The sequence below is a fragment of the Streptomyces sp. NPDC048383 genome (genome assembly GCF_040651775.1).
In the GTDB taxonomy this organism is placed as follows: domain Bacteria; phylum Actinomycetota; class Actinomycetes; order Streptomycetales; family Streptomycetaceae; genus Streptomyces.
Map to the genome: position 1 here is coordinate 1 of NZ_JBEZKS010000057.1, position 25,268 is coordinate 25,268.

The 25,268-nt window shown below is 72.0% G+C and carries 18 protein-coding genes; 11 read left to right on the forward strand and 7 right to left on the reverse strand.

Features of this window, described 5'->3' with window-relative positions; genetic code table 11:
- Positions 1-253: 253 nt before the first annotated feature.
- The 6 genes from AB0D46_RS30565 to AB0D46_RS30590 all read left to right on the forward strand — a co-directional run bounded on the left by AB0D46_RS30565 (position 254) and on the right by AB0D46_RS30590 (position 6,416).
- Complete coding sequence (locus AB0D46_RS30565; protein ID WP_362882267.1) at positions 254-478, forward strand: hypothetical protein; 225 nt, start codon at positions 254-256, stop codon at positions 476-478.
- A 141-nt stretch (positions 479-619) separates the two neighbouring features.
- Positions 620-2,365: an ABC transporter substrate-binding protein gene (locus AB0D46_RS30570; RefSeq protein WP_362882269.1), complete on the forward strand. Its 1,746-nt coding sequence runs from the start codon at positions 620-622 to the stop codon at positions 2,363-2,365.
- 22 nt (positions 2,366-2,387) lie between these two features.
- A complete protein-coding gene (locus tag AB0D46_RS30575; protein WP_362882270.1) occupies positions 2,388-3,416 on the forward strand; it encodes an ABC transporter permease in 1,029 nt (342 codons plus the stop codon).
- On the forward strand, positions 3,413-4,399 hold the full coding sequence (locus tag AB0D46_RS30580; protein WP_362882272.1) for an ABC transporter permease: 987 nt from the start codon (positions 3,413-3,415) through the stop codon (positions 4,397-4,399). Before AB0D46_RS30575 ends, AB0D46_RS30580 begins: the two co-directional genes overlap by 4 nt.
- Positions 4,399-5,415 carry an ABC transporter ATP-binding protein gene (locus AB0D46_RS30585; RefSeq protein WP_362882274.1) on the forward strand — a complete coding sequence of 339 codons (1,017 nt, stop codon included), beginning with the start codon at positions 4,399-4,401 and terminating at the stop codon, positions 5,413-5,415. Before AB0D46_RS30580 ends, AB0D46_RS30585 begins: the two co-directional genes overlap by 1 nt.
- Positions 5,412-6,416: an oligopeptide/dipeptide ABC transporter ATP-binding protein gene (locus AB0D46_RS30590; protein WP_362882276.1), complete on the forward strand. Its 1,005-nt coding sequence runs from the start codon at positions 5,412-5,414 to the stop codon at positions 6,414-6,416. The genes AB0D46_RS30585 and AB0D46_RS30590 overlap by 4 nt, the downstream gene beginning before the upstream one ends.
- Before the next feature lie 91 nt (positions 6,417-6,507).
- Here AB0D46_RS30590 and AB0D46_RS30595 read toward each other — a convergent pair whose 3' ends face one another.
- Positions 6,508-8,559 (reverse strand): prolyl oligopeptidase family serine peptidase, encoded by a 2,052-nt coding sequence (locus AB0D46_RS30595; protein WP_362882277.1) that lies wholly within the window; start codon positions 8,557-8,559, stop codon positions 6,508-6,510.
- Between the two features lie 136 nt (positions 8,560-8,695).
- Between AB0D46_RS30595 and AB0D46_RS30600 the strand changes: the two genes are divergently transcribed.
- Positions 8,696-10,240: an MFS transporter gene (locus tag AB0D46_RS30600; protein WP_362882334.1), complete on the forward strand. Its 1,545-nt coding sequence runs from the start codon at positions 8,696-8,698 to the stop codon at positions 10,238-10,240.
- A gap of 75 nt (positions 10,241-10,315) precedes the next feature.
- Positions 10,316-10,855 carry a hypothetical protein gene (locus AB0D46_RS30605; protein WP_362882279.1) on the forward strand — a complete coding sequence of 180 codons (540 nt, stop codon included), beginning with the start codon at positions 10,316-10,318 and terminating at the stop codon, positions 10,853-10,855.
- 55 nt (positions 10,856-10,910) lie between these two features.
- On the opposite strand, the gene AB0D46_RS30610 is transcribed toward AB0D46_RS30605, so the two are convergent.
- The 6 genes from AB0D46_RS30610 to AB0D46_RS30635 form a co-directional block, all read right to left on the reverse strand.
- Entirely contained in the window at positions 10,911-12,296 is a 1,386-nt protein-coding gene (locus AB0D46_RS30610; RefSeq protein ID WP_362882281.1) for a cytochrome P450, read from the reverse strand.
- A gap of 251 nt (positions 12,297-12,547) precedes the next feature.
- Complete coding sequence (locus AB0D46_RS30615) at positions 12,548-13,186, reverse strand: excalibur calcium-binding domain-containing protein (RefSeq protein WP_362882283.1); 639 nt, start codon at positions 13,184-13,186, stop codon at positions 12,548-12,550.
- A 156-nt stretch (positions 13,187-13,342) separates the two neighbouring features.
- Positions 13,343-13,834, reverse strand: a complete 492-nt coding sequence (locus tag AB0D46_RS30620) for an NUDIX hydrolase (RefSeq protein ID WP_362882284.1) — start codon at positions 13,832-13,834, stop codon at positions 13,343-13,345.
- 128 nt (positions 13,835-13,962) lie between these two features.
- Positions 13,963-15,003, reverse strand: a complete 1,041-nt coding sequence (locus AB0D46_RS30625) for an excalibur calcium-binding domain-containing protein (RefSeq protein ID WP_362882286.1) — start codon at positions 15,001-15,003, stop codon at positions 13,963-13,965.
- 570 nt (positions 15,004-15,573) lie between these two features.
- A complete protein-coding gene (locus AB0D46_RS30630) occupies positions 15,574-17,103 on the reverse strand; it encodes a UDP-N-acetylglucosamine 1-carboxyvinyltransferase (protein WP_362882288.1) in 1,530 nt (509 codons plus the stop codon).
- A 235-nt stretch (positions 17,104-17,338) separates the two neighbouring features.
- Complete coding sequence (locus AB0D46_RS30635) at positions 17,339-19,339, reverse strand: amidohydrolase (RefSeq protein ID WP_362882290.1); 2,001 nt, start codon at positions 19,337-19,339, stop codon at positions 17,339-17,341.
- A gap of 234 nt (positions 19,340-19,573) precedes the next feature.
- On the opposite strand from AB0D46_RS30635, the gene AB0D46_RS30640 reads away from it, so the two are divergent.
- The 3 genes from AB0D46_RS30640 to ngcE all read left to right on the forward strand — a co-directional run bounded on the left by AB0D46_RS30640 (position 19,574) and on the right by ngcE (position 25,227).
- Positions 19,574-20,575 (forward strand): LacI family DNA-binding transcriptional regulator, encoded by a 1,002-nt coding sequence (locus tag AB0D46_RS30640; RefSeq protein ID WP_362882291.1) that lies wholly within the window; start codon positions 19,574-19,576, stop codon positions 20,573-20,575.
- Between the two features lie 139 nt (positions 20,576-20,714).
- Positions 20,715-23,444 carry an aconitate hydratase AcnA gene (gene acnA / locus AB0D46_RS30645; protein ID WP_362882293.1) on the forward strand — a complete coding sequence of 910 codons (2,730 nt, stop codon included), beginning with the start codon at positions 20,715-20,717 and terminating at the stop codon, positions 23,442-23,444.
- A 331-nt stretch (positions 23,445-23,775) separates the two neighbouring features.
- Entirely contained in the window at positions 23,776-25,227 is a 1,452-nt protein-coding gene (gene ngcE / locus AB0D46_RS30650) for an N-acetylglucosamine/diacetylchitobiose ABC transporter substrate-binding protein (RefSeq protein WP_362882295.1), read from the forward strand.
- Positions 25,228-25,268: the final 41 nt, after the last annotated feature.

Sequence of the window (25,268 nt, forward strand, 5' to 3'; positions counted from 1 at the left end):
CCGGCCCCGGCCCCCCCCCCGGGGGCCCCCCCCCGCCGGGGGGGGGGGGCCCCCCGGCGGGGACCTCCCCGCCGGGCCGCCACCGACGGGTCGCCGCGACCGGTTCCGCGCTTCTCCACCGGGCGGCCGGACCGGACGGCATCATGGGCCCCATGACCGCTCCCGCCGCCGCTCGACTGCTCGCCACCCACGTCCAAAACACCCTCGGCGACGGCCCGTTCGCCGCGCCCGGCGGCTGGACACACATGGGGGAGTGAAGGGCGTCGGGCCCAAGACCGTCGACTACCTCGGCAACCTGGTGGGCCGCTCCCAGGTCGCCGTGGACGTGCACCTGCGGACCTTCGCCGCGCACGCCGGAGTCCCGAACCTTCCGTACGAGCAACTGCGCACCGCCTACGAGGAGGCCGCCGCGCTCCTCGGCCACGAGCCCGCCGGCATGGAACACGCCGTCTGGCGCCGCATGTCGGGCGCCGCGTAGCCGCCGAGCCCGCAACTCCCGCCCCAGGGCGCGGATTTGGACACGGCTGGATAACAGGGCGGCAGACCCCTTGTCAGTACAATTTCACATTACTATGTTACCGGTCACATCCTAAAGCGCGGCCCTTCACTGGAGTGACCCATGACCAAGCGCACCCAACTCGCCCTCGCCACCACCGTGGTGGCCGCTCTCGCACTCGGTGCCTCGGGCTGCTCCGATCCCAAGAAGGGCGCCGGCGCCGCACCCTCCGCCGCGAACCCCGCCGCCGCCAACGACGGCAAGACCCTGGGCGGCGCCCCCGTCAAGGGCGGCACCCTGACCGTCCTGTCCAACCAGGACTTCGCCCACCTGGACCCCGCCCGCAACTGGGTCATGCCGGCCATGGACTTCGGCACCCGCCTCCTCTACCGCACGCTCGTCACCTTCAAGGCCGAGCCCGGCAAGGCGGGCAGCGAGCTGGTCCCCGACCTCGCCACCGACCTCGGCACCCCGTCCAACGGCGGCCGCACCTGGACCTTCACCCTCAAGGAAGGCGTCAAGTACGAGGACGGCTCGCCGATCAAGGCCCAGGACATCAAGTACAACGTCGAGCGCTCCTTCGCCCCCGACCTCACCGGCGGCCCCGACTACGCCGCCCAGTACCTGGCCGGCACCGAGGGCTACAAGGGCCCCCTCCAGGGCAAGCACCTCGACTCGGTGAAGACCCCGGACGACCGCACGATCGTCTTCGAACTCAAGCGCCCCGTCGCGGAGTTCTCCGCGACCGCCACGCTGCCCACCTTCGCTCCGGTCCCGCAGTCCCAGGAGAAGGGCACCCAGTACGACGCCCGCCCGTTCTCCTCCGGCCCGTACCGGATCGACACGTACGACCGGGACAAGAAGCTCGTCCTCGTCCGCAACGAGCACTGGGACCCCAGGACGGACACCGTCCGCAAGGCCTACCCCGACAGGTTCGTCGTGGTCATGGGACTCAAGGGCGGCCAGATCGACGACCGCATCATCGCGGGTGAGGGGGCCGACGCCTCCGCCGTCCAGTACTCCGACATGCGGCCCGAGAGCGCACCCAAGGTGCTGCCCAAGCCCGACGTCAAGGCGCGGCTGCTCGCCGAGTCCCAGGGGTGCACCGAGATGCTCCACCTGAACAACTCGCGCGCCCCGTTCGACGACCCGAAGGTCCGCGAGGCCCTGCAGTACGCCGTCGACAAGGAGGCCGTCGTCACCGCGGGTGGCGGCCCGGCCCTCAACGAGGTCGCCACCGCCTACCTGCCCCCGGCCCTCTCCGGCGGCAAGCAGGCCGACACCCTGAAGATCCCCGCCGCGGGCGACCCGGCCCGGGCCAAGGAACTCCTGAAGGCCGCCGGCAAGGAGAGCCTGAAGGTCTCCCTCGCCGTCTCCACCGGCGACAAGGGCAAGGCGGAGGCCATTCAGCAGGGCCTGTCCCGCGCCGGCATCGAGGTCGTCATCGACACCATCGACCCGGGCGCCTACTACGACGTCATCGGTGACCTCTCCACCACCCCCGACATGTCCCTCAGCGGCTGGTGCCCCGACTACCCCTCCGGCTCCACCTGGATCCCCTTCGTCTTCGACGGACGCACCATCAAGGACAAGGGCAACCAGGGCAACAACAGCCAGTTCCGCGACGAGGCCACCATCAAGCGGATCGACGAGATCAACGCCATGGCCGACGCCAAGCAGGCCAACCAGGCCTGGATCGACCTCGACGCCGAGATCATGAAGAAGTCCCCGGCCGTCCCGGTCCTGCTGGAGCGCAAGCCGCTCCTCGTCGGCCCGAACATCGCCGGCGCCTACGGCCACCCGGTGTGGACCGGCACCATCGACTACGCCACCGTCGGCCTCAAGGACCCGTCGAAGAGCCAGGGCTGAGGGCCCGGAGGCCTCCGACACCATGACCACCACCACACCGGGCGCCGCCGGCCGGGGACCCGCCGGCCAGGACGGCGCCCCCGCCCCGGACGCCGCCCCGTCCCCCGGCGCCGCCCCGGCCGAGGCCGCCGCCCCGGCTCGGGACGTCCCCGCGGGCAGCAGCCCCTGGCAGCTCGCCCGGCGGGAACTGCGCCGTCGAACCGCCGTCCGCGTCAGCCTCTGCGTCGTCCTGCTCTTCGTCCTGATGGCCGTCACCGCGCCCTGGCTGGCCGCGCTCGGCGGCTGGTCGCCCGAGGAGTTCGACAAGGCCGCCGTCGACCCCTACCTCGGCGGACTGCCGCTGGGCTCCTTCGGCGGGATCAGCCCCGAGCACTGGCTCGGCGTCGAACCCGTCACCGGCCGCGACCTGTTCGCCCGCGTCGTCCACGGCGCCCAGGTCTCCCTCCTCATAGCCTTCGCCGCCACCGCGATCGTCGTCGTCACCGGAACCGCCGCGGGCGTTGCCGCCGGCTACTTCGGCGGCCGCACCGACGCCGTCCTGTCCCGCCTCATGGACCTGACGATGTCCTTCCCGTCCCTGATCTTCATGATCGCGCTGCTGTCCGTCGCGAAGGACGTCAACCGGATCGTCCTCATGACCGCCGTCATCGGCGTCTTCGGCTGGCCCGGCATCGCCCGCGTCGTCCGCGGCCAGACCCTCTCCCTCAAGCACCGCGAGTACGTCGACGCATCCCGCGTCGGCGGCGCGAGCTCCTGGCGGATCCTGACCCGCGACATCCTCCCCGGTGTCGCCGGCCCCGTCATCGCCTACACCACCCTGCTCATCCCCGGCATGATCAGCACCGAGGCGGCGCTCAGCTACCTCGGCGTGGGCGTGCGCCCGCCGACCCCGTCCTGGGGCCAGATGATCGCCGAGTCCGTCGCCTTCTACGAGACCGACCCCATGTACTTCGTCATCCCCAGCGTCTTCCTCTTCCTCGCGGTGCTCGCCTTCACCCTGCTCGGAGACGCCCTGCGCGACATCCTCGACCCGAGGGGCGGCCGCACGTGATCCTCTACCTCGCCCGCCGGCTGCTCGCGCTGACCGGTGTCCTGCTCGCCATCGCCGCCGTCACCTTCCTCATCTTCTACGTGCTGCCCTCCGACCCGGCCGCCGCGGCCTGCGGCAAGACGTGCAGCGCCGAGCGGCTGGCCGACGTACGCGTCCACCTGGGCCTCGACCAGCCCCTGTGGAAGCAGTTCGCCGACTTCCTCACCGGGATCTTCACCGGCCGCACCCTCGGCACCGGCCAGTACGCCGTCGCCTGCGACTTCCCCTGCCTCGGCTACTCGTACGAGAGCTCGCTGCCCGTGTGGGACCTCCTGATGGACCGGCTCCCCGTCTCCGCCTCCCTCGCCTTCGGCGCCGCCGTGCTGTGGCTCGTCCTCGGCCTCGGCGCCGGCGTCACCGCCGCCCTGCGCAAGGACACGGCGACCGACAAGGCCCTGATGGTCGGCGCCGTCGCCGCCGCCTCCCTGCCCGTCTACTTCACCTCCGTCCTGCTCATCTACGGAGTCATCCGCATCGGCGGACTCCTGCCCTACCCCACCTACCGGGCCCTCACCGACGACCCGCTCGGCTGGGCGTCCAACCTGCTGCTGCCCTGGACGGCCCTCGCCCTCCTCTACGCCGCGATGTACGCCCGCCAGAGCCGCGGCTCGATGATCGAGGCGATGGCCGAGCCGTACATCCGCACCGCCCGCGCCAAGGGCATGCCCGAACGGACCGTCGTCGTCAAACACGGGCTGCGCGCCGGCATGACCCCGATCCTGACCCTCTTCGGCATGGACCTCGGCGGCCTCCTCGCAGGCGCCGTGATCACCGAATCCATCTTCGGACTGCCCGGCATCGGGCGGCTGTTCTACGGCGCGCTGGTCAGCTCCGACCAGCCGGTCGTCCTCGGCGTCACCCTGCTCGCCGCCTTCTTCATCGTCGTCGCCAACCTCGCCGTCGACCTCCTGTACGCCGTCATCGATCCGAGGGTGAGGTACTGATGACCGCCGCTGCGCTCCTCGAAGTGCGCGACCTCAGCGTCACGTTCACCACCCCGCGCGGCACCGTACGGGCCGTCGACTCGCTCGGCTTCACCGTCGAGGCCGGGCGCACCCTCGGCATCGTCGGCGAGTCCGGTTCCGGCAAGTCCGTCACCTCCCTCGCCGTCATGGGCCTGCACCGGGGCGCCGAGGTCACCGGCTCCATCGCGCTGGCAGGACAGGAGCTGACGGGCCTGCCGGAGAAACGGCTGTCGAAGCTGCGCGGGCGCCGCATCGCCATGATCTTCCAGGACCCGCTGTCCAGCCTGCACCCCTACTACACGGTCGGCGAGCAGATCGCCGAGCACTTCCGGGTGCACTTCCGGGCGGGCCGCGCCGCCGCCCGCAAACGGGCCGTCGACATGCTCGGCGAGGTCGGCATCCCCGAACCCGCCCGCCGGGCCGGGGAGTACCCGCACCAGTTCTCCGGCGGCATGCGCCAGCGCGCGATGATCGCGATGGCGTTGGCCTGCGAACCCGAACTGCTGATCGCCGACGAGCCGACGACCGCCCTCGACGTCACCGTGCAGGCCCAGATCCTGGAGCTGATCGCCCGGCTCCAGCAGGAACACGGCCTCGGCGTCGTGATGATCACCCATGACCTGGGCGTCGTCGCCCGGGTCGCCCACGAGGTACTGGTCATGTACGGCGGTCGGGCCGTCGAACAGGCGCCGGTCGACGCCCTGTTCGCCGACCCGGCCCACCCCTACACGCGCGGGCTCCTCGACTCGCTGCCCCGCCTCGACGACGCCGACGACGCGCCCCTGCGCGCCATCCCCGGCTCCCCGCCCTCCCTGCTGCTGCGGACCCCGGGCTGCGCGTTCGCCCCGCGCTGCCCGCGGGCCGCCGCCGGCACCGACACCGAACGCGCCCTGTGCGCGACGCGCCGCCCCGAACTCGGCCCGTACGCCGGCCCGGCGCGGGCGAGCGCCTGCCACCACAGCGGCCCCGCCGCCGTCCCGGAGGTCGTCCGATGAGCCCCGCCCCCGCGCCGCGCGCCACCGGATCGACGGGCCCGCTGCTGTCCGTACGCGACCTGACGATGACCTTCCCCGGCAAACGGTCGGTGACCGGCCGGCGCGGGGCGCCCGTACGGGCCGTCGACGGAGTCTCCTTCGACCTGGAGGCCGGTGGCACGCTGGGCCTCGTCGGGGAGTCGGGCTGCGGGAAGTCCACCACCGGCCGGATGCTGGTCCGGCTGCTCGAACCCACCTCCGGCACCGTCACCTTCGACGGTCGCGACATCAGCCGGCTGTCCCAGGGCGCCCTGCGGCCGGTCCGCAGGAACATCCAGATGGTGTTCCAGGACCCGCACTCGTCCCTCAACCCCCGCCAGACCGTGGCCCGGATCATCTCCGATCCGTTGCTGGTGCAGGGTCGCGGCGCGGCGGACGCCCGCCGCCGGGCGGCCGAACTGATGGAGCTGGTCGGGCTCCTCCCCGAGCACATCGACCGCTACCCGCACGAGTTCTCCGGCGGTCAGGCCCAACGGATCGGCATCGCGCGCTCGTTGGCCACCAGCCCGCGTCTGCTCATCGCGGACGAGCCGGTCTCCGCCCTCGACGTCTCCGTACAGGCGCAGATCGTCAACCTGATGGAGCGACTGCGCACCGAACTGGGCCTGGCCTACGTGTTCATCGCGCACGACCTGTCCGTGGTCAAGCGGGTCAGCGACCGGGTCGCCGTCATGTACCTCGGCCGGATCGTCGAGATCGGTGACAAGAAGTCGCTGTACGAAGACCCCCAACACCCGTACACCCGAGCCCTGTTGTCCGCCGTGCCGTTGCCCGACCCGGCGGCGGAGCGGCGGCGCGAGCGGATCGTGCTGCTCGGCGACCCGCCGAGCCCCGCCGCCCCGCCGCCGGGCTGCACCTTCCACCCGCGCTGCCCCAAGGCGCGGGAACTGTGCCGTACCGAGCGGCCGTTGCTGCGGCCCGCCGCCTCGCGGGAGGTGGCCTGTCACTTCCCGGGTGACTGACGGGGATCACGGGAAGACGCGGGGCCCCGGGGACGATGACGTCCCCGGGGCCCTCGTCGTGCCCGCCGAACGGGGTCGGGGGGCTCGGCCGCTACGCCAGTTCGCGCCGGAAGAAGGCCAGTTGCTGCGCCATCACCTTCTCCCGGGTGCCGCCCGGGGTCATGTGGGTGACGCCGGGCAGCGCGAGGAGCTGGTGGGGGCGGCCCGCGTCGGTGAGGGCGCGCGACAGGCGCAGGGTGTGCGAGGGGTGGACGTTGTCGTCGGCCAGGCCCGTGGTCAGGTGGAGCGGTCGGCTGAGCCCCGGGGCGTCCCCGATCAGCGAGTCCCGCTCGTACACCTTCGGGTGTTCGTCGGGCAGGCCCAGGTACCGCTCTGTGTAGGCGGTGTCGTAGTGACGGAAGTCCGTCGGGGCGGCCCCGGCGGCGGCCGCGTGGTACAGGTCCGGGCGGCGGAGCACCGCGAGGGCGGCCAGGTAGCCGCCGTAGGACCAGCCACGGACGCCGACCCGGTCGAGGTCCAGGTCCGGGTGTCGTGCGCCGAGGGCCGTCAGGGCCGCGGCCTGGTCCTCCAGGGTGACGTCGGAGAAGCCCCGGTACACGGCGTGCGTGAAGGCGGGCGAGACGTACGGGGTGCCCCGGTTGTCGACGGTGACGACGGCGAAGCCATGGTCGGCCCACCACTGTTTGGCCTGCCAGCGGACCGGCTCGGCGCTGATGTCCTGGTAGCCGGGGCCGCCGTACGCGTCGACCAGTACGGGCAGTCGGCGGCCCGGGACGTGGTCGCGGGGCAGGACCAGCGCGGTGGGGATCCCGTGCTCGGTGACCCGTTCCAGTACGGGGGCCACCCGGTACGGCAGCGGCGCGGACAGGTCGGCGGGGCTGAGCCGGCGGCCGTCGGCGGTGTGCAGGGTGCGCCGTATCCCGTCGGCGTCGGCGGAGGTCAGCAGCAGGGCGCCGGCCGCGGCGAGCGCGCCGTGCACGCCGGGGCCGTCGGCGAGTGCCGTCGTCTCCCCGGTGTCGGGGTCCAGCAGGAGCACCTGCTGTTCGGAGGGGTCGCGCAGGCCGGCCTCGATCAGCAGCCGGCCCCGGTGGATCCCGGCCACGCCGCGGATCTGGATCCCGTCGCCGGTCAGTGGTGCGCCGTCGACGGCGAGTCCGCGCGCGGCCCCGCCGGGGGTGTCGGCGGCGGTCAGCATCCGCCCGTCGGGGAGCCGGGCCGGGGTGCCGGGCAGCGGGTCCACCCACCGGGGGTGCGTGGTGCGCGACAGCTCCCGGGTCAGGCCGGTGGCCGGGTCGGCACCGAGCAGCAGCACGGTCCGCTGGAGCCGGTCCTGGACGGTCAGCAGGATCTCGCCGTCCGCTTCCCAGGCCGCGTCGGACAGGTACGGGAAGGCCCGCGCGTCCCAGGCGAGCCGTACGGGGCGCCCTGCCCCGAGCACCCACAGCTCGACCCCGGCGTTGGGCCCGCCCGCCTCGGGGTAGGCGAAGTCCTCGGCCGGGAGCTGCGGTTGGGCCGGGTCGGCGAACCAGCGCCGCGGCAGGGCGCTCTCGTCGACCCGGGCGGCGAGCAGGCGCAGCCCGTCGGGGGCCCACCAGTGCCCGCGGGCGCGCCCGAGTTCCTCGGCGGCGGCGAACTCGGCCAAGCCCCAGCGGGCCCCGTCGTCCGGGCTGATCCGGCCACCGGGGACGAGGTGGAGGGCGTCGTCGGCGACGTACGCGGTGCGCGAGCCGTCGGCGTTGGGGCGCGGGTCCAGGGCGGGCCCGGCGACCGGGAGTTCCTCGGGGCCGCCGACCCCGTCGCAGGTGACCGCGTACAACCGCCCGTACAGCGGGAACACGGCGCGACGGCCGTCCCCGGACAGGGCGTACGAGCCGATTCCGGCGGCCACGAGCCGGGTCCGCTCGCGCAACCGGCGCTCCGCGACGGGGAGTTCACCCGGCTCGGGGGACAGGGCGCGGGGGTCGGCGAGGAGCGTCTCGGCGCCGGTGGTGGTGTCGAGGACCCACAGGCCGGCGAGCGGGTCGGTGGGGCCGCCCGAGCGGAGGAACCAGAGGAGGCGGCCGTCGTCGCCGAAGGAGAAGGCGTGCGGGGCGCCGTGGCCGAAGCGGGCCGTGTCGGCGGAGAGCCTGAGGAAAACGTCCATGCGAGCCAGTGTGTCATGTGAAATATCACATGACATGAAGGGGAGCGATGTGGGCCGTCCGAGCGTTGGGCCATTCGAGTGGTGACCCCCGCGCACCGGGCATAGCGTCGACTAGGTGGACCCGAACGCACAGCGGATCAGCAACGGGGCCGCCGACACGGTCCGGGGGAGCGGACACGGGCCGGCGCTACTCGTCATCGCCTCCTGCCAGCTCATGGTCGTTCTCGACATCACCATCGTGAACATCGCGCTGCCGCACATCCAGACGGCGCTCGACTTCTCCACCGAAAGCCTCTCGTGGGTCGTCAACGCCTACACCCTCACCTTCGGCGGGCTGCTCCTGCTCGGCGGCCGGGTCGGCGACATCCTCGGCCGGCGGCGCGTCTTCGTCTTCGGCGTGATCCTCTTCGGCCTCGCCTCACTCCTCGGCGGATTCGCCCAGAACGCCGGGCAGTTGATGGCGGCCCGGGCCCTGCAGGGCGTCGGCGGCGCCATCGCCTCGCCCACCGCCCTCGCCCTGATCACCACCACGTTCCGCGAGGGCCCCCAACGCAACCGGGCCTTCGGCGTGTTCGCCGCCGTGTCGGCCGGCGGCGGCGCCATCGGCCTGCTCGCGGGCGGCGTCCTCGTCGAATGGCTCGACTGGCGCTGGGTCCTGTTCGTGAACGTCCCGATCGCCCTGCTGATCGCCCTCGCCACCCCGAAGGTCATCCGCGAATCCGCACGTCACCCCGGACACTTCGACATCGCCGGCGCCCTGCTGTCCACCCTCGGCATGGTCGCCCTCGTCTACGGGTTCATCCGCGCCTCCCAGGACGGCTGGCGCGACCCGATCACCCTCGGGTCGTTCGGGGCGGCCGTGGTCCTGCTGCTCCTGTTCGTCCTCAACGAGAGCCGCTCGCCGCAACCCATCACGCCCCTGCACATGTTCGCGGACCGCAACCGGGCCGGCACCTACGGGATCATGCTCTTCCTCGCCTGCGCGATCTTCGGCATGTTCTTCTTCCTGACCCTGTTCGTGCAGAACGTGCTCGGCTTCAGCCCCCTGCGCGCCGGCCTCGCGTTCCTCCCCATCAGCGTCATGATCGCGCTGGCGGCGGCCACCGCGTCCCAGTTGCTGCCCAAGTTCGGACCCAAACCCTTCATGGTCACCGGCGCTCTGTGCTGCGCGGCCGGACTGGCCTGGCTCACGCGGACCGACATCCACTCCACGTACCTGGGCAGCGTCCTCGGCCCGATGCTGATCTTCGCCACCGGCATGGGCCTGCAGTTCGTCTCCCTGACGCTGATGGCGCTGTCCAACGTCCCCGACCGGGAGTCGGGCGCGGCCTCCGGACTGCTCAACGCGATGCAGCAGGTGGGCGGCTCGCTCGGCCTGTCGATCCTGGTCACCGTCTTCGGCACGGCCGGCCGCAACGAGGCCCGCAGCCAGGTCCCGGCCTTCATGAGCGTCGCCGACTCCGGTCAGAAGGCGGCCTTCCTGCGCACGGGCCGGCTCCCCGATCCGTGGGGCGACCAGGTCCTCACTTCCGGCGTCAGCGCCGCCTTCGTCGTGGCGGCGCTCTTCACCCTGGTCGGCGCGGTCATCGCGCTGTTCGTGATCCAGGTCCGGCCCTCCGACCTGGCCCGACTCCAGGGCAACCACACCCCGACCGCCGTCCGGGAGGAGCCCGGTGGGTAGGGTCCGTCTGCTGACCACAGACACTGGGGGAAAACGATGTTCGGTTCGACCGCGCGGGGTGCCGCCGCCACGCTCATGACCTTGACCTTGGCGGCGTTGACCGTCTCCTGTGGGGCCGGTGACGACGACGCGAAGGCGTCGGCTTCCGCTTCCCCGTCCGCGCCCGCCTCCGCCCCGCCGTCCGCCGCGCCCTCCGCGCCCTCTTCGCCCCCGGCCTCCGCCGGCGGTTCCTCGACGGCTCCGACGAAGGCCCCCTCGCCCTCGGTCCCCGCCGCCGGGGCCCCGAGCGGCACGCCCGGCGAGGAGCCCGTGTCCCTCGTACGCGACGCCTTCGCCGGCCTCCAGGCCACGCTGAACGACTCCTGCACGCCCGGCAACTGCGCGTACTTCCTCGGCCGGGTCCACGACGAGCTGCACCGCATGGACCGCGCCATGAAGGCCGACCCCAAGGGGCCGGGACACTTCCCCGAGCCGATCAACCTGATCGCGAAGCTCGACAAGCAGCTCGGCGGCGACCGGAGCTTCGAGAACCTGAAGAAGAACCAGACGACCCTGATCGCCACCCGCGACAAGATCAACACCTGGATGCAGGGCCACCCGGACGACTACCGCTGACGTCCGTCTCCGCACGCGCGTACGGGGTCGCCCGTGCGGGGGCGCCGCCGCGGGATCACCCGGTCACGCGGCGGATCCGGCAGCGCGCGGGACCACGCGTCTCCAGGGTGATCCCGGCGCTCACCGGAATCTCGGTGTCCACGGCCTCGAACTCGTAGGCGCGCAGGATCACCGTCAGCGCTATCACGGACTCCAGCATCGAGAAGTGCTGCCCGATGCAGGCGCGCGGGCCGCCCCCGAAGGGGAACCAGGCGTAGCGCGGCCGTTCGGCCTCCGCCCCCGGCGCGAACCGTTCGGGGTCGAAACGCTCCGGGTCCGGCCAGTAGCGCGGGTGGCGGTGCGTCACCCACGACGCGAGGATCACGTCGGAGCCGGCCGGGATGGTGTGCCCGCAGACCTCGGTGGCCGCGACCGACTTGCGGCCGATCACCGGCGCCGCCGGGTACAGCCGCATCGCCTCCTTCAACACCTGGGTGAGGTAGGGGAGCCGATCGAGGTCGGCGGCCTCCGGCGTACGGTCGCCCAGGACGCGGGCGATCTCCTCGCGGGCCCGGGCCTGTTCCTCCGGGTGCCTGCCGAGCAGGTGCAGGGCGAAGGCCAGGGAGGTGGCGGTCGTCTCGTGGCCGGCCAGCAGGAAGATCAGTACCTGGTCGCGCAGCTCGGCGGCGTCGAAGGCGCCGTCGTCCGCGCTGTGGGCCTCGGCCAGCAGCGTCAGCAGGTCCTCGCCCCGGTCGCCGTCCGACGCCGGCGCCGCACCGCGCCGCTCGGAGACGATCCGGTCGCAGACCGCGTACAGCTCCTCCAGCGCGGCGGCCGCCCGCCGGTTGCCCGGGGTGGGCCAGGACCGCGGGGTCTTCACGGGGGAGTAGCCGCGGCGCAGCACGTACTGCGTGATGACCGGAAAACATCGGTCGACGACGTCGACCGTGGCGTCCGCGTCGGTGCCGAACAGGATCCGGGACACCGCCCGCAGGGCCAGGTGCGTCATCTCGTCGCGGACGTCGACGATCCCGTCCGGGGCCCCGGCCCAGCCGGCGACGGTCGCCTCGGTCTCGGCCACGACGGCGCCGGCGTACCCGTCGACCCGCTTGCGGGTGAACAGGGGTTGCACCAGCCGGCGCTGGCGCAGGTAATCCTCGTCCTGGCTGGTCAGCAGACCGTTGCCGAAGGAGTCCCGGACCTCCTGGTAGAAGGCGTTGTCCTTGCGGAAGTTGGCCGATTCCGTGGCCAGCACCTGCTGGGCGCCCTCGGCGGAGAACACGCAGTACAGCTCGGCGCGCAGCCCCGGCGGGCCGGCGGTGATCCGTACGACGTCACCGTGCCGCTCGCGGGCCCGCTGGTAGGTTCCGAGCGAGTCCGAGGTCAGGTCGAGGAGCGACCCGAGCAGCGGGACCCCCTCCAGCCCCGGAACCACGGTGCCCGCACTCGTCTCCACTGCCATGGCCGCCCCCTCGACGCCGTACCGAAGGGCCGATTCTGCCGCCCCGTCGGCGACCTCGGCGAGGGGGTGGGGGGCGGCCGGCCGAATACCGACGGCGGGTGGCGCCGCCGGTCGGCCTGAGTCGCCTTTCGTCGGCGGCCGTCGCCTTCGTCGCGGGACCGGCCGGCCCGGACCGGCCGGCCCGGACCGTCGGGCCCGGACCGGCCGGCCCGGGCCCGACGGGCCTGATGGGCCGCCCGCCCCCCGGTCGCCTACTTGTCGCAGGCGATGCCGTCCTTGTCCCGGTCGAGGGCGTCGCGGTACCCGGGCTGGCCGCGCCGGATGGGCGCCGCCCCGGCGGCCTTCGCGGCGTCGCAGTTCTTGTAGTAGGTGCTGCCGCCGCCGCTCCCACCGGTCGTGCCGCCCGTGGTCGCCCCGGTGCCGGATCCGCCCGTGGTCCCCCCGGTGCCGGAGGTGGCCTTGGGCTTGGTCGGGGTCGGGGTCGGCTTGGGTGCGGCCGTCGTCGGGGCCTTGGAAGGGCGCAGGGTCGCGCCGGCCTTGTCCGGGCACGGCGTACCGGGCGCGACGATCGACAGCTCGGCGGCGCTGCCGGCCGTCACCTCGGCGCCGGCGGCCGGGGTCTGGAAGCAGACGTCCCACTGCGAACGGTCCGCGGGCAGCGTGACGTTGGCGTACGCGGCGCGCGCCTCGACCTTCTTGGTGATGACCTTCCGCACGTCCGTCGCGGCGGCGGCGAACTTCAGCCCGACGACGGCCGGCATGACCGGCGCCGCGGACGCGCTGGGCGAGGCCGGGGCGCCGGAGGACGGCGCGGCGGCCGGCTTGGCGTCCGTCCCCTTCTTGGGCGCGCTGTCCTCGCACCCGGTGAGCAACAGGACGACGGCCCCCACGGCGCCGACTATGGCAACACTCCTGGGCTGGAACACGGTGAGACCCCCCGGTCAACGACATCGATGGTGCGGAAACGAAAAGCGCCGCAGTCTACTCGTGTCAGTCCCGCCAGGTCAGGCCTATGCAGTCATATTCCACTGACATCACACCCGCCGTCAGGGAGTCTCCATGTACGCCACGCGCCCCTCCCGGCGGGCCGCGTCGACCGCCCTCAGCCGCCTGAAGTTCACCGGGGTCATCAACCCCTCCCACTCCTCGACGGAACGCACCCCCACCTCCTGGTGCTCCGTCGGATCCAGGACGATCGCGGCGATCTGCTCGTCCGTGAGCGTGCCCCCGTCGAAGACGAAGCCGATGTGGTTCGCCGGCCACGCCTCGCCCTGGTGCCCGATGAAGTGCGACCCGATCAGCCGCGGCGGCCCGTCGAAGACGATCCCGGTCTCCTCCAGGCATTCCCGCACCGCGCACTGCCACGGGGTCTCACCGGGATCCATGTTCCCGCCCGGCCACTGCCACTCCTCGTACGCGTGCACCGCCCGCAACTGCACCGGCCGCCCGGCGACATCGGTGAAGTAGAGACAGGCGTAGCTGGTCGCCCGAGCAATGGTCTGTACGTACTCCGCAGGCGGCAGCCACCCGTTCGCCATCCGATTCCCTCCACCGGGGGCGCCGAGTCGCGCCCACCCCAGTCTGCCCACCAAGCGCCGGGCGCCGGGGCCGCCGGTCGTCTTTCACACCTCCGGCGGTCCCGGCCCCTCCTCGGGGTGCTGCGGGGCTACTCGCAGCCGACGCCGTCGCCGTCGCGGTCCAGGTGGCGGGCGTAGCCGGGGTCACCGCGGCGGATGGGAGCGGCTCCGGCCGCGCGGACGGCCGTGCAGTTCTTGTACGAGACGCTGCCGCCCCCACCGGTGGCCGACCCCCCGGTCGAGGACGTGCCGCCACCACCGGTGGAGGACCCGCCCGTCGAGGACCCGCCCGACGACGAGCCGCCGGAACCGGACGACGACCCGCCCGTGGACGACGACCCGCCGGTGTTGGCCTCGCCCTCGTCGTCGTCATCGTCGCGGGCCGGCGGCGGAGTCGGGTCGGGGTGCAGCTTGGTGTTCCGGGCGCCCGGGCAGGAGGTGCCCGGCGCGGTGAGCGAGAGGTACGCGGTCGTGGTCTTCGGGGTCTGGAGTTCCTTGCCCTCCTCCGGGTCCTGGAAGCAGACCGTCCACCTGTCCGGATTTCCGGGCACGGTGACGTCGGTGTACGCGCTCCGCGGCTCGACGCGCTGGAGCCCCAACGGATTCAGGGTCGTCTTCGCCGCGGCGAATTCCTGACCGACCACCTTCGGCATCTTCGGATGGGGAATGGGGTCGCCGTCCTTGGCCGGGCAGGGCCACTCGGTCCGGGTCACGCCGAAGTCGAGGGTCGGCCGCTTGCCGGCCGGCTGGTCCTTCAGGGTCTGGAAGCATATTTTCCAGTTGCCGTCGGCCACCTGGACCGCGTCGCCGGGGCCGGCGTCGTGCGAGACCGAGTCGAAGCCGGCCGTCGTGGCCGCGATCTGGGCGTCCTTGAGGATCTGCCCCACCAGGTTCGGCGGCACGGAGGGTGTCGGGCTCGGCGAGGAGGACGGTGCCACCGACGCCGCCACGGGCGCCTTCGGCTTGGCGTCGGCCTCGATCTTCTTCGGCGGCGCGTCGGCCAGGAAGGGGGAGATCATCCACGCTCCGGCCACCACGGTGACGATGACCTTCGGTGCCGTCCTCCAGAGGCTCGTCCAGATGAGGGCGATCCCGATCGGGGGCAGCACGACCAGGAGCGGAATGATCACACCGGGGTGCTGCCACCAGCGCCGCCCACGCGGAACGGGCGGGGGCGGGTAGGCGTACGGGGGCGGATAGGTCACAGGATGCCCTTCTGGCCATACGTGTCATGAACGCGCGGAGACTACCCACCAAGCGGATGCGTGGGCGGGGGAGTGCGACATGGGGGCCGCCGCCCCGCTTCGGCGAAAACCAGCCGGAACGGGGGATTCGGAAGCTACCGCGTTCCCGCCCGCCGCACGTGCTCCTTCACCAAGTTGGGTCGAAACCCCACCCCGGACCGTAGCCACCCGAGCGCGCGTGCATCCGGCCGGCCACGACCTGTCCCGGCGCGCGCGGCACCGACGAGCCCCTGACCACCTGTCGCGGCTTCCCGGTCGTCATGCTGAGCGTCGGGCGTGCCAGCAGGACGAGCGGGTCCACGGGGGCGAAGGACCGAGGCCCCGACGCGCTCCTTGAGAGCGGCGGGGCCTCGGTCGGGACATGGCGGAACCGGTGATCGGTCAGGGATCACGGCGTCCGTCGCGCCCTTCTCCTCCGGGACGACGGACTTCGCCGTCCCCCCGGGTGTCGCGTCCCTAGATGTCGCGGAAGATCTCGATCTGGGCGCCCACCGAGTTGAGGCGTTCGGCGAGTTCCTCGTAGCCGCGGTTGATGACGTAGACGTTGCGCAGGACCGAGGTGCCCTCGGCGGCCATCATGGCCAGGAGGACGACCACGGCCGGGCGCAGGGCCGGCGGGCACATCATCTCCGCCGCGCGCCAGCGGGTCGGGCCCTCGACCAGCACGCGGTGGGGGTCCAGGAGTTGGAGGCGGCCACCGAGGCGGTTGAGGTCGGTCAGGTAGATGGCCCGGTTGTCGTACACCCAGTCGTGGATCAGGGTCTGGCCCTGGGCGACGGCGGCGATGGCGGCGAAGAACGGGACGTTGTCGATGTTCAGCCCGGGGAACGGCATCGGGTGGATCTTGTCGATGGGGGCTTCGAGCTTCGACGGGCGGACCGTGAGGTCGACCAGGCGGGTGCGGCCGTTGTCGGCGACGTACTCGGCCGAGCGGTCGTGGTCCAGGCCCATCTCCTCCAGGACCGCGAGCTCGATCTCCATGAACTCGATCGGGACCCGGCGGATCGTCAGCTCCGACTCGGTGACGACCGCGGCGGCCAGCAGGCTCATCGCCTCGACCGGGTCCTCGGAGGGGGAGTAGTCCACGTCGACGTCGATGTTCGGGACGCCGTGGACGGTGAGGGTGGTGGTGCCGATCCCCTCGACCTTGACGCCCAGGGCCTCCAGGAAGAAGCACAGGTCCTGGACCATGTAGTTGGACGAGGCGTTGCGGATGACGGTGACGCCGTCGTGGCGGGCCGCGGCCAGCAGCGCGTTCTCGGTGACGGTGTCCCCGCGCTCGGTCAGCACGATCGGACGGTCGGGCGAGACGCCGGCCTCCACCTGCGCGTGGTAGATGCCCTCGGTCGCGGTGATGTCCAGGCCGAAGCGGCGCAGGGCGATCATGTGCGGCTCGATGGTGCGGGTGCCGAGGTCGCAGCCGCCGGCGTAGGGCAGCCGGAAGTGGTCCATGCGGTGCAGCAGCGGGCCCAGGAACATGATGATGCTGCGGGTGCGGCGGGCGGCGTCCGCGTCCATGGCGTCCATGTCCAGCCGCGCCGGCGGGATGAGCTCCAGGTCGACGCCGTCGTTGATCCAGCGGGTGCGCACGCCGATGGAGTTCAGGACCTCCAGGAGGCGGTACACCTCCTCGATGCGGGCGACGCGACGGAGCACCGTACGGCCCTTGTTGAGGAGCGAGGCGCACAGCAGGGCCACGCACGCGTTCTTGCTCGTCTTGACGTCGATGGCGCCGGACAGGCGGCGTCCACCGACGACCCGCAGGTGCATCGGACCGGCGTAGCCCAGAGAGACGATCTCGCTGTCGAGCGCTTCGCCGATGCGGGCGATCATCTCAAGGCTGATGTTCTGGTTGCCGCGCTCGATCCGGTTCACGGCGCTCTGGCTGGTGCCGAGGGCGTCCGCGAGTTGACTCTGCGTCCAGCCACGGTGCTGCCGGGCGTCACGGATGAGCTTGCCGATGCGTACGAGGTAGTCGTCTGCCATGGGTGCACGGTATCTCAGATATGAGATGGCGCTCGCGCTGGGTGTGGCAGACGGGTGTCACTGACCGTCAGGTTCGGTGCCGGGTCCGCCGTGTGGCGGGTGGGTGTGGTGGGGAAGGGGAGTCGACTTCGGGTGGTCTGCGGACCGATATGCCGCATACGGGACAGTGTTCCGCAGACCGTGTCGAAGTCGGTGAGGCAAAGCCCGCCGCCCCCGCCCCGCCCACCCCGCCCGCTCAGCCCGCCGTGCAGCCGCAGGCGCGGTGGCGGCCGCCGTGCACCGCCGCGGCGGAGACCGGGCGCGGGCCCGACGCCGTCACCCCGGCCGCCCGCCCCGCCGCCCGGGCCGAAGTCGCCCTGCCCGCCGCCGAATCCGCGTCGTGCACGACCCGGCCGCCGACCAGGGTCAGCCGTACCTCCGTACCGCTGATGTCGGCCACCGGGCAGCGCGTCACGTCACGGTCCAGGAGCACCAGGTCGGCCGCCCTGCCCTGCTCCACGGTCCCCGTCAGCCCCTCCTGACGCAGCTGCCACGCCGTCCCCGAGGTGTGCATCCGCAGGACGCTGCTCCGCCCCAGCCCCTCCAGCTCCCGGTACAGCGGACCCGACCCGTGGGCCCCCTGCCGGTCGATCGCCGTCCGCAACTGGTTCCACACCTGGAGCGCGTCCACGGGCCAGTCGGAGCCGCCGGCCAGGCGCGCCCCGGCCCGCTCCAGGCTGCGCGCCGGGTACATCCACCGGTGGCGTCGCGGGCCGATGTACGGCAGCAGCGCCTCCATCGTCCAGGTGTCCCGCGCCGCCCACTGGAGCTGCATGCAGGCCGCCACCCCGAGTTGCGCGAAGCGCCGCAGGTCGGCCGGGTCCACGAGCTGGAGGTGCGCCACCGCGTTGCGCGGGTCGCGCGACCCGGTCGCCCGGCGGGCGTAGGCGTATCCGTCCAGGGCGGTGCGGACCGCCCGGTCGCCCAGCCCGTGGGCGTGCATCTGCCAGCCCGCCGAGTTGAAGGCGGCGGTGAGCCGGCCGTAGTCCGTCGCCGAGGTGTAGAGCTCGCCCCGGTTCTCCGTCGGCTTCCCCGCGCCGTCCAGGTACGGCTCCAGCAGCGCGGCCGTCTGCGCCGGGTGCTCAATCACCCCGTCCAGGAACACCTTCACCATCCCGAACCGCACGCCCGGCACCCCCTCGAACTCCCGCCGCAGCCCCCGCGCGTACGCCAGGGCGGCCCTGGGGTCCTTCGCCTGCGCGGCGTCGAGCCGGATCGCCGGGACGATCCGCTGCGGCAGCCGGCCCGCCCCCGCCAGCTCCTGGTAGAGGCTCAGCTCGTGCCGGCCCACCAGGGCGTCCATCATCGTGGTGACCCCGGAGGCCGCCGCCAGCTCCAGCACGGCGGCGCACGCAGCGACGAGTTCCGCCCGGGAGGGCTCCGGCACGTGCCGCTTCACCAGGTCCTGGGCGTCGTCCTTGAGCACCCCCGTGGGCAGCCCGTCCGTACCCTTGACGATCCGGCCGCCGACCGGGTCGGGGGTGGTGGCCGTGATCCCGGCGATGTCCAGGGCCCGCCGGTTGGCCCAGAGGTTGTGCCCGTCCCCGCCGACGAGGATCACGGGCCGCCGGGTCGCCAGCGCGTCCAGCATCCGGTGGTGCGGAGGCGTCCCGATCGGCAGCAGTCCGACCGGGTTCCAGTCCTCCACCACCAGCCAGCGGTCCGGCTCGGCCCCCGCGCCCCCGCTGTCCGCGAGGAAACCGCCGAGGATCGCCCGCAGCTCGGCCTCCGTGGTCTCCGCGCCCTCCAACGAGGGCCGCAGCGACCGGTCCCCGGCGCCCAGCGGGTGCACGTGACCGTCGTGGATGCCGCTCATCACGGTGTTCCCGCGCGCGTCGACCGTTTCGGTGTCCCGGCCGACGTACCGGCGCAGCGCCGCGTCCGGGCCCACCGCCAGGATCCGGCCGTCCCGCCCGACCGCCACCGACCGGCCCGGGCCGTCCGTCGCGTCCGGACCGCCCCGCTCCACCCCGGTGAACACCCGGGCGTTGTGCAGGACGAGCGCCGCCGAAGCGCGCCCCGAGGAGCCCGCGGCCGCCACCGCGGGCGACGCGGTCGCACCGAGCAGCCCCGCCGCGCCGACGGCGCCGGCCGCCGCGAGCAACCCCCGCCGCGACAGGGGGGACGCGGAAGCGGAACCAGAAGCAGAAACAGCAGCGGGGGAACCGTGGCGGGGCAGGGGCAGGGGTGTCGTCATGGCCGCTCCGAACGCAACAGGGGAGATCAGTGGATGTGGCGAGGAGGGGGAGACTCCTTGATTAAGCCCGTAACCAGAACCCGCCCCGTCCCACGGAATCCGCAGCAGCGCCGCCCGCGAACCCGCCCGCGAACCCGCCCCCGGACCCTGCGGCAGCGAGGCCCGCGAACCCGCCCCCGGAACCCGTGGCAGCCGCCCACCCCCCGAGGGCCCATCCGTCCGTACGATGACCGCGTGCCAGGACCGGGACCGACCATCGCCGACATCGCGCGCGCCGCCGAGGTCTCCACCGCGACCGTCTCGCACGCCCTCAACGGCACCGGCCGGCTCGGCGAGGGCACCCGCCGCCGGGTCCGCGAGACCGCCGCCGCCCTCGGGTACGGAGCCCACCGCGGCCCCCGTACCCGCACCCTCGGCGTGGCCGTCACCACCTACGCCGGCTCGGCGTGGGACTTCGCGGGGGTCGCCTACTTCTCCCGGCTGCTCACCGCCGCCACCTCCGCCGCCCACGCCCACGGATACGCGCTGACCACCCTGCCCGCCGACCGGGGCGCCGAGCCCCTGTGGCACACCCTCGCCGTCGACGGGATGCTGCTGCTCGACAGCCCGGACGGCGACCGGGTACTGCGGGCCCTGCGGGCGCGCGGGCTCCCGGTGGTCTTCGACGGCCGCCCCACCGATCCGCGGCCCGACGACGTGTGGGTCGACAACGACCACGCCGCCACCACCCGCGAGGTCCTCGATCACCTCGCCGCCTCCGGCGCCCGCCGGATCGCCCTGCACTCCGGCTACGGTCGCGAGTTCTACACCGGGGCCGTCACCTCGGCCTACGCGCAGTGGTGCGCGGAGCGCGGCCGCAGGGCCCGGGTCGTCGTCTTCGACCCCGAGGACGCGGCGGGCCGCGCCTTCGACGCCGCGTTCGCCGCGCCGGACCGTCCCGACGCCGTCTACAGCGTGTACGACCCGGGCGGTCGGCAGGTGCTCGCCGCCGCCGCGCGCCACGGAATCCGCACGCCCCGGGACCTGCTCCTGGTCTGCGCGAGCGAGGATCCGGCGTACGAGAGCTCCGAGCCCTCCGTGACGACCGTCACGCTGAGACCTGAGCGGATTGCCGTGACGGCGGTGTCCGCGCTGGTCACACTGATCGAATCCGGGCATGCGGAATCCCCCGGCCAACGCACCGTGGCGGCAGGACTGAGGGTGCGTGCCTCGTCCCTTCCCCCGGACATGTACTAGAGTTATCTCGACATCGAGATAACTGCCCCGGGCGTACCGCAGCCGTCCCGCCGGTAAGGGTTACCTAACTTAGCCTCACCTTAGCGGACTGGCCAGAGCGCCACACGGCAGGATTGCGGTAATACGCGCGAAATCATGCATGAAGGAGACTGTCGTGTCGGCGAACAGCTTCGACGCCCGCAGCACGCTGCAGGTGGGCGACGAGTCGTACGAGATCTTCAAGCTGGACAAGGTCGAGGGCTCCGCCCGCCTTCCCTACAGCCTGAAGGTCCTGCTGGAGAACCTGCTCCGCACCGAGGACGGCGCGAACATCACCGCCGACCACATCCGGTCGCTCGGCAACTGGGACTCGCAGGCCCAGCCCAGCGAGGAGATCCAGTTCACGCCGGCTCGCGTGATCATGCAGGACTTCACCGGCGTCCCCTGCGTCGTCGACCTCGCCACCATGCGCGAGGCCGTCAAGGCCCTGGGCGGCGACGCCTCCAAGATCAACCCGCTGGCCCCGGCCGAGCTGGTCATCGACCACTCGGTCATCGCCGACAAGTTCGGCACCCGCGAGGCGTTCGCCCAGAACGTCGAGCTGGAGTACGGCCGCAACAAGGAGCGCTACCAGTTCCTGCGCTGGGGCCAGACCGCCTTCGACGAGTTCAAGGTCGTCCCCCCGGGCACCGGCATCGTCCACCAGGTCAACATCGAGCACCTGGCCCGCACGGTCATGGTCCGGGGCGGCCAGGCCTACCCCGACACCCTCGTCGGCACCGACTCGCACACCACCATGGTCAACGGCCTGGGCGTGCTGGGCTGGGGCGTCGGTGGCATCGAGGCCGAGGCCGCGATGCTCGGCCAGCCGGTCTCCATGCTGATCCCGCGCGTCGTCGGCTTCAAGCTGACCGGCGAGCTGCCGGCCGGCACCACCGCCACCGACCTCGTGCTGACCATCACCGAGATGCTCCGCAAGCACGGCGTCGTCGGCAAGTTCGTCGAGTTCTACGGTGAGGGCGTCGCCGCCACCTCCCTCGCGAACCGTGCCACCATCGGCAACATGTCGCCGGAGTTCGGCTCCACCGCCGCGATGTTCCCGATCGACGACGAGACCCTGAAGTACCTGCGCCTGACGGGCCGCGACGCCCAGCAGGTCGCCCTGGTCGAGGCGTACGCCAAGGAGCAGGGCCTGTGGCTGGACCCGGCCGCCGAGCCGGACTTCTCCGAGAAGCTGGAGCTCGACCTCTCCACGGTCGTCCCCTCCATCGCCGGCCCGAAGCGCCCGCAGGACCGCATCGTCCTCGCGAACGCCGCCGAGCAGTTCGCCGTGGACGTACGCAACTACGTCAGCGACGACGAGGAGGCCGGCAAGGAGTCCTTCCCGGCGTCCGACGCCCCGGCGTCCTCCAACGGTGTGCCCACCAAGCCCACCCTGGTGACCCTGGCCGACGGCACCTCCTTCGAGATCGACCACGGCGCCGTCACCGTCGCCGCGATCACCTCCTGCACCAACACCTCGAACCCCTACGTCATGGTCGCCGCGGCGCTCGTGGCCAAGAAGGCGTCCGAGAAGGGCCTGACCCGCAAGCCCTGGGTCAAGACCACCCTCGCCCCGGGTTCGAAGGTCGTCACCGACTACTTCGACAAGGCCGGTCTGACCCCGTACCTCGACAAGATGGGCTTCAACCTCGTCGGGTACGGCTGCACCACCTGCATCGGCAACTCCGGTCCGCTGGACGAGGAGATCTCGAAGGCGATCAACGAGGCCGACCTCGCGGTCACCTCGGTCCTCTCGGGCAACCGCAACTTCGAGGGCCGCATCAACCCCGACGTCAAGATGAACTACCTGGCCTCCCCGCCGCTGGTCGTCGCGTACGCCATCGCGGGCTCCATGAAGGTGGACATCACCAAGGACGCGCTGGGCACCGACCTCGACGGCAAGCCGGTCTTCCTGGCCGACATCTGGCCCTCGGAGGCCGAGGTCAACGACGTCGTGGCCAACGCCATCGGCGAGGACATGTTCAACAAGTCCTACCAGGACGTCTTCGCGGGCGACGCCCAGTGGCAGGCGCTGGAGATCCCGACCGGCAACACCTTCGAGTGGGACCCGCAGTCCACCTACGTGCGCAAGCCCCCGTACTTCGAGGGCATGACGATGGAGACCACTCCGGTCTCCGACATCGCCGGCGCGCGCGTGCTGGCGAAGCTGGGCGACTCGGTCACCACCGACCACATCTCCCCGGCCGGTGCGATCAAGGCCGACACCCCGGCCGGCAAGTACCTCACGGAGCACGGCGTCGAACGCCGCGACTTCAACTCGTACGGTTCCCGCCGCGGCAACCACGAGGTCATGATCCGCGGTACCTTCGCCAACATCCGCCTGCGCAACCAGATCGCGGCGGGCACCGAGGGCGGCTTCACCCGCGACTTCACCGTCGAGGGCGCGCCGGTCTCCTTCATCTACGACGCCTCCCAGAACTACCAGGCCGCCGGCATCCCGCTGGTCATCCTGGCGGGCAAGGAGTACGGCTCGGGCTCGTCCCGCGACTGGGCCGCCAAGGGCACCGCGCTGCTCGGCGTCAAGGCCGTCATCGCCGAGTCCTACGAGCGCATCCACCGCTCCAACCTGATCGGCATGGGCGTGCTGCCCCTGCAGTTCCCCGAGGGCGCCACCGCCGCCTCCCTGGGCCTCACCGGCGAGGAGACCTTCTCCTTCACCGGTGTGGAGGAGCTGAACAACGGCACCACCCCGCGCACCGTCAAGGTCACCACCGACACCGGTGTGGAGTTCGACGCGGTCGTGCGCATCGACACGCCGGGCGAGGCGGACTACTACCGCAACGGCGGCATCATGCAGTACGTGCTCCGCAACCTCATCCGAGGCTAAGGGCGCGCCGGGCGGAGCGATCCGCCCGCGATCGGCACCATAGGGCCGTATCCCCGTACAAGGGGATACGGCCCTTCCGTTTGTTCGGTCCGCTCCTGGGGGAGCAGGCCAGGTGACGGTGAGGTCTCAACTCGGAAAAGCCGGGGACGATCCTTGTGCACGATCTTGCTCAGCCGAGCGGAAGTGGACTATACCTGTGCCCGTCCGGACCACCGCGAAATGAGCGGCCCCGGACCGGGGGACGGCGGGGACCTGCGGTGATGCCGCATGCACGGGAACTGCCGTGCTCTCCCGCCGCCTTCACACTCCTGACGAAGGCGAGGACTTGAGCATGGGATCCACCTCCGCCCACGGCGAGAACAGCACCGGTGAGGGCCTCGGCCGCCGGGACCTGATCAAGCGCTCCGCGGCACTCGGCCTGATCGCCGTCCCGACGATGAGCTTCCTGTCCGCGTGCGCCTCCGGCGGCGAGGCGGCCCCCAAGGGCAACGAGTCCAAGGCGGCCACCTCCCCCGAGAACCCGTTCGGCGTCGCCAAGGGCGGCAAGCTGGAGGTGGTCGTCTTCAAGGGCGGATTCGGTGACGACTACGCCAAGGCCTGGGAAGCCGCCTTCGACAAGAAGTGGGGCACCACCAGCTCCCACCTCGGCACCCAGGAGATCACCGCCAAGCTCCAGCCGCGTTTCAACGGCGGCAACCCGCCGGACGTCGTCGACGACGCCGGTGCCCAGCAGATCAAGCTGGACGTGCTCTTCAAGGGCGGCCAGCTCGCCGACCTCACCCAGGTGCTCGACGCCCCCTCGCTCGACGACCCCGCCAAGAAGGTGCGCGACACCCTCATCAAGGGCACGATCGAACAGGGCACCCAGGGCGGCAAGTTCGTCGCGCTGAACTACGTCTACACCGTCTTCGGCCTGTGGTACTCCGGCAAGCTCTTCAAGGAGAAGGGCTGGACGCCGCCCAAGACCTGGGACGAGTTCCTCGCGGTCTGCACCAAGGCCAAGGAAGCCGGCATCGGCGGCCTCGCCCACCAGGGCAAGTTCCCGTACTACATCAACGTCGTCATCATGGACCTGATCGCCAAGAAGGGCGGTCTGGAGGCCATGAAGGCCATCGACAACCTGGAGCCGAACGCCTTCGAGGGCAGCCCGGCGGCCCTGGCCGCGGTCGAGGCGGTCTACGAGGTCGTCGAGAAGGGCCTCCTGATGCCGGGCACCAACGGCCTCACCCACACGGAGTCCCAGACCGCCTGGAACCAGTACAAGGCGGCGTTCATCCCCTCCGGGTCCTGGCTGGAGAACGAGCAGCTGAAGCAGACCCCGGAGGACTTCGACATGAAGTTCCTGCCGATGCCCGTACTGGCCGACAGCAAGCTCCCCGTCGAGGCCATCCGGGCCGGCGCCGGCGAGCCCTTCATCGTCCCCGAGAAGGCCGCCAACAAGGCCGGTGGCCTGGAGTTCCTGCGCTCGATGCTGTCCCGCGAATGGTCGACGATCTTCGCCCAGCAGGCCAACTCGCTCACCGTCGTCAAGGACGGCGTCGACCCCGGCGTCAAGCTGCGGTCCGGCACCCAGTCCGCGGTCGAAGCCCTCAAGAGCGCGGGCGACAACACCTTCAACTACCTGTACACCGAGTGGTACAGCGAGATGGGCACCGAGATCGAGAACGCGTCCAACGAGCTGATGGCCCAGCGCATCCAGCCCAAGGAATGGATCAAGCGGGCCCAGGCCGCGGTGGACAAGGCGGCCAAGGACCCGAACGCCAAGAACAACAAGCGCAGCTGACCCCGCGTCCACCGGGCACCCGGAACCACCAGGGACGGACA

Bases quoted from the DNA above. Each gene is read 5' to 3' on its own strand.
- AB0D46_RS30570 (WP_362882269.1), top strand. From the start codon at position 620: ATGACCAAGCGCACCCAACTCGCCCTCGCCACCACCGTGGTGGCCGCT.
- AB0D46_RS30575 (WP_362882270.1), top strand. From the start codon at position 2,388: ATGACCACCACCACACCGGGCGCCGCCGGCCGGGGACCCGCCGGCCAG.
- AB0D46_RS30585 (WP_362882274.1), top strand. From the start codon at position 4,399: ATGACCGCCGCTGCGCTCCTCGAAGTGCGCGACCTCAGCGTCACGTTC.
- AB0D46_RS30590 (WP_362882276.1), top strand. From the start codon at position 5,412: ATGAGCCCCGCCCCCGCGCCGCGCGCCACCGGATCGACGGGCCCGCTG.
- AB0D46_RS30595 (WP_362882277.1), bottom strand. From the start codon at position 8,559: ATGGACGTTTTCCTCAGGCTCTCCGCCGACACGGCCCGCTTCGGCCAC.
- AB0D46_RS30605 (WP_362882279.1), top strand. From the start codon at position 10,316: ATGACCTTGACCTTGGCGGCGTTGACCGTCTCCTGTGGGGCCGGTGAC.
- AB0D46_RS30610 (WP_362882281.1), bottom strand. From the start codon at position 12,296: ATGGCAGTGGAGACGAGTGCGGGCACCGTGGTTCCGGGGCTGGAGGGG.
- AB0D46_RS30620 (WP_362882284.1), bottom strand. From the start codon at position 13,834: ATGGCGAACGGGTGGCTGCCGCCTGCGGAGTACGTACAGACCATTGCT.
- AB0D46_RS30630 (WP_362882288.1), bottom strand. From the start codon at position 17,103: ATGGCAGACGACTACCTCGTACGCATCGGCAAGCTCATCCGTGACGCC.
- AB0D46_RS30635 (WP_362882290.1), bottom strand. From the start codon at position 19,339: ATGACGACACCCCTGCCCCTGCCCCGCCACGGTTCCCCCGCTGCTGTT.
- acnA (WP_362882293.1), top strand. From the start codon at position 20,715: ATGAAGGAGACTGTCGTGTCGGCGAACAGCTTCGACGCCCGCAGCACG.
- ngcE (WP_362882295.1), top strand. From the start codon at position 23,776: ATGGGATCCACCTCCGCCCACGGCGAGAACAGCACCGGTGAGGGCCTC.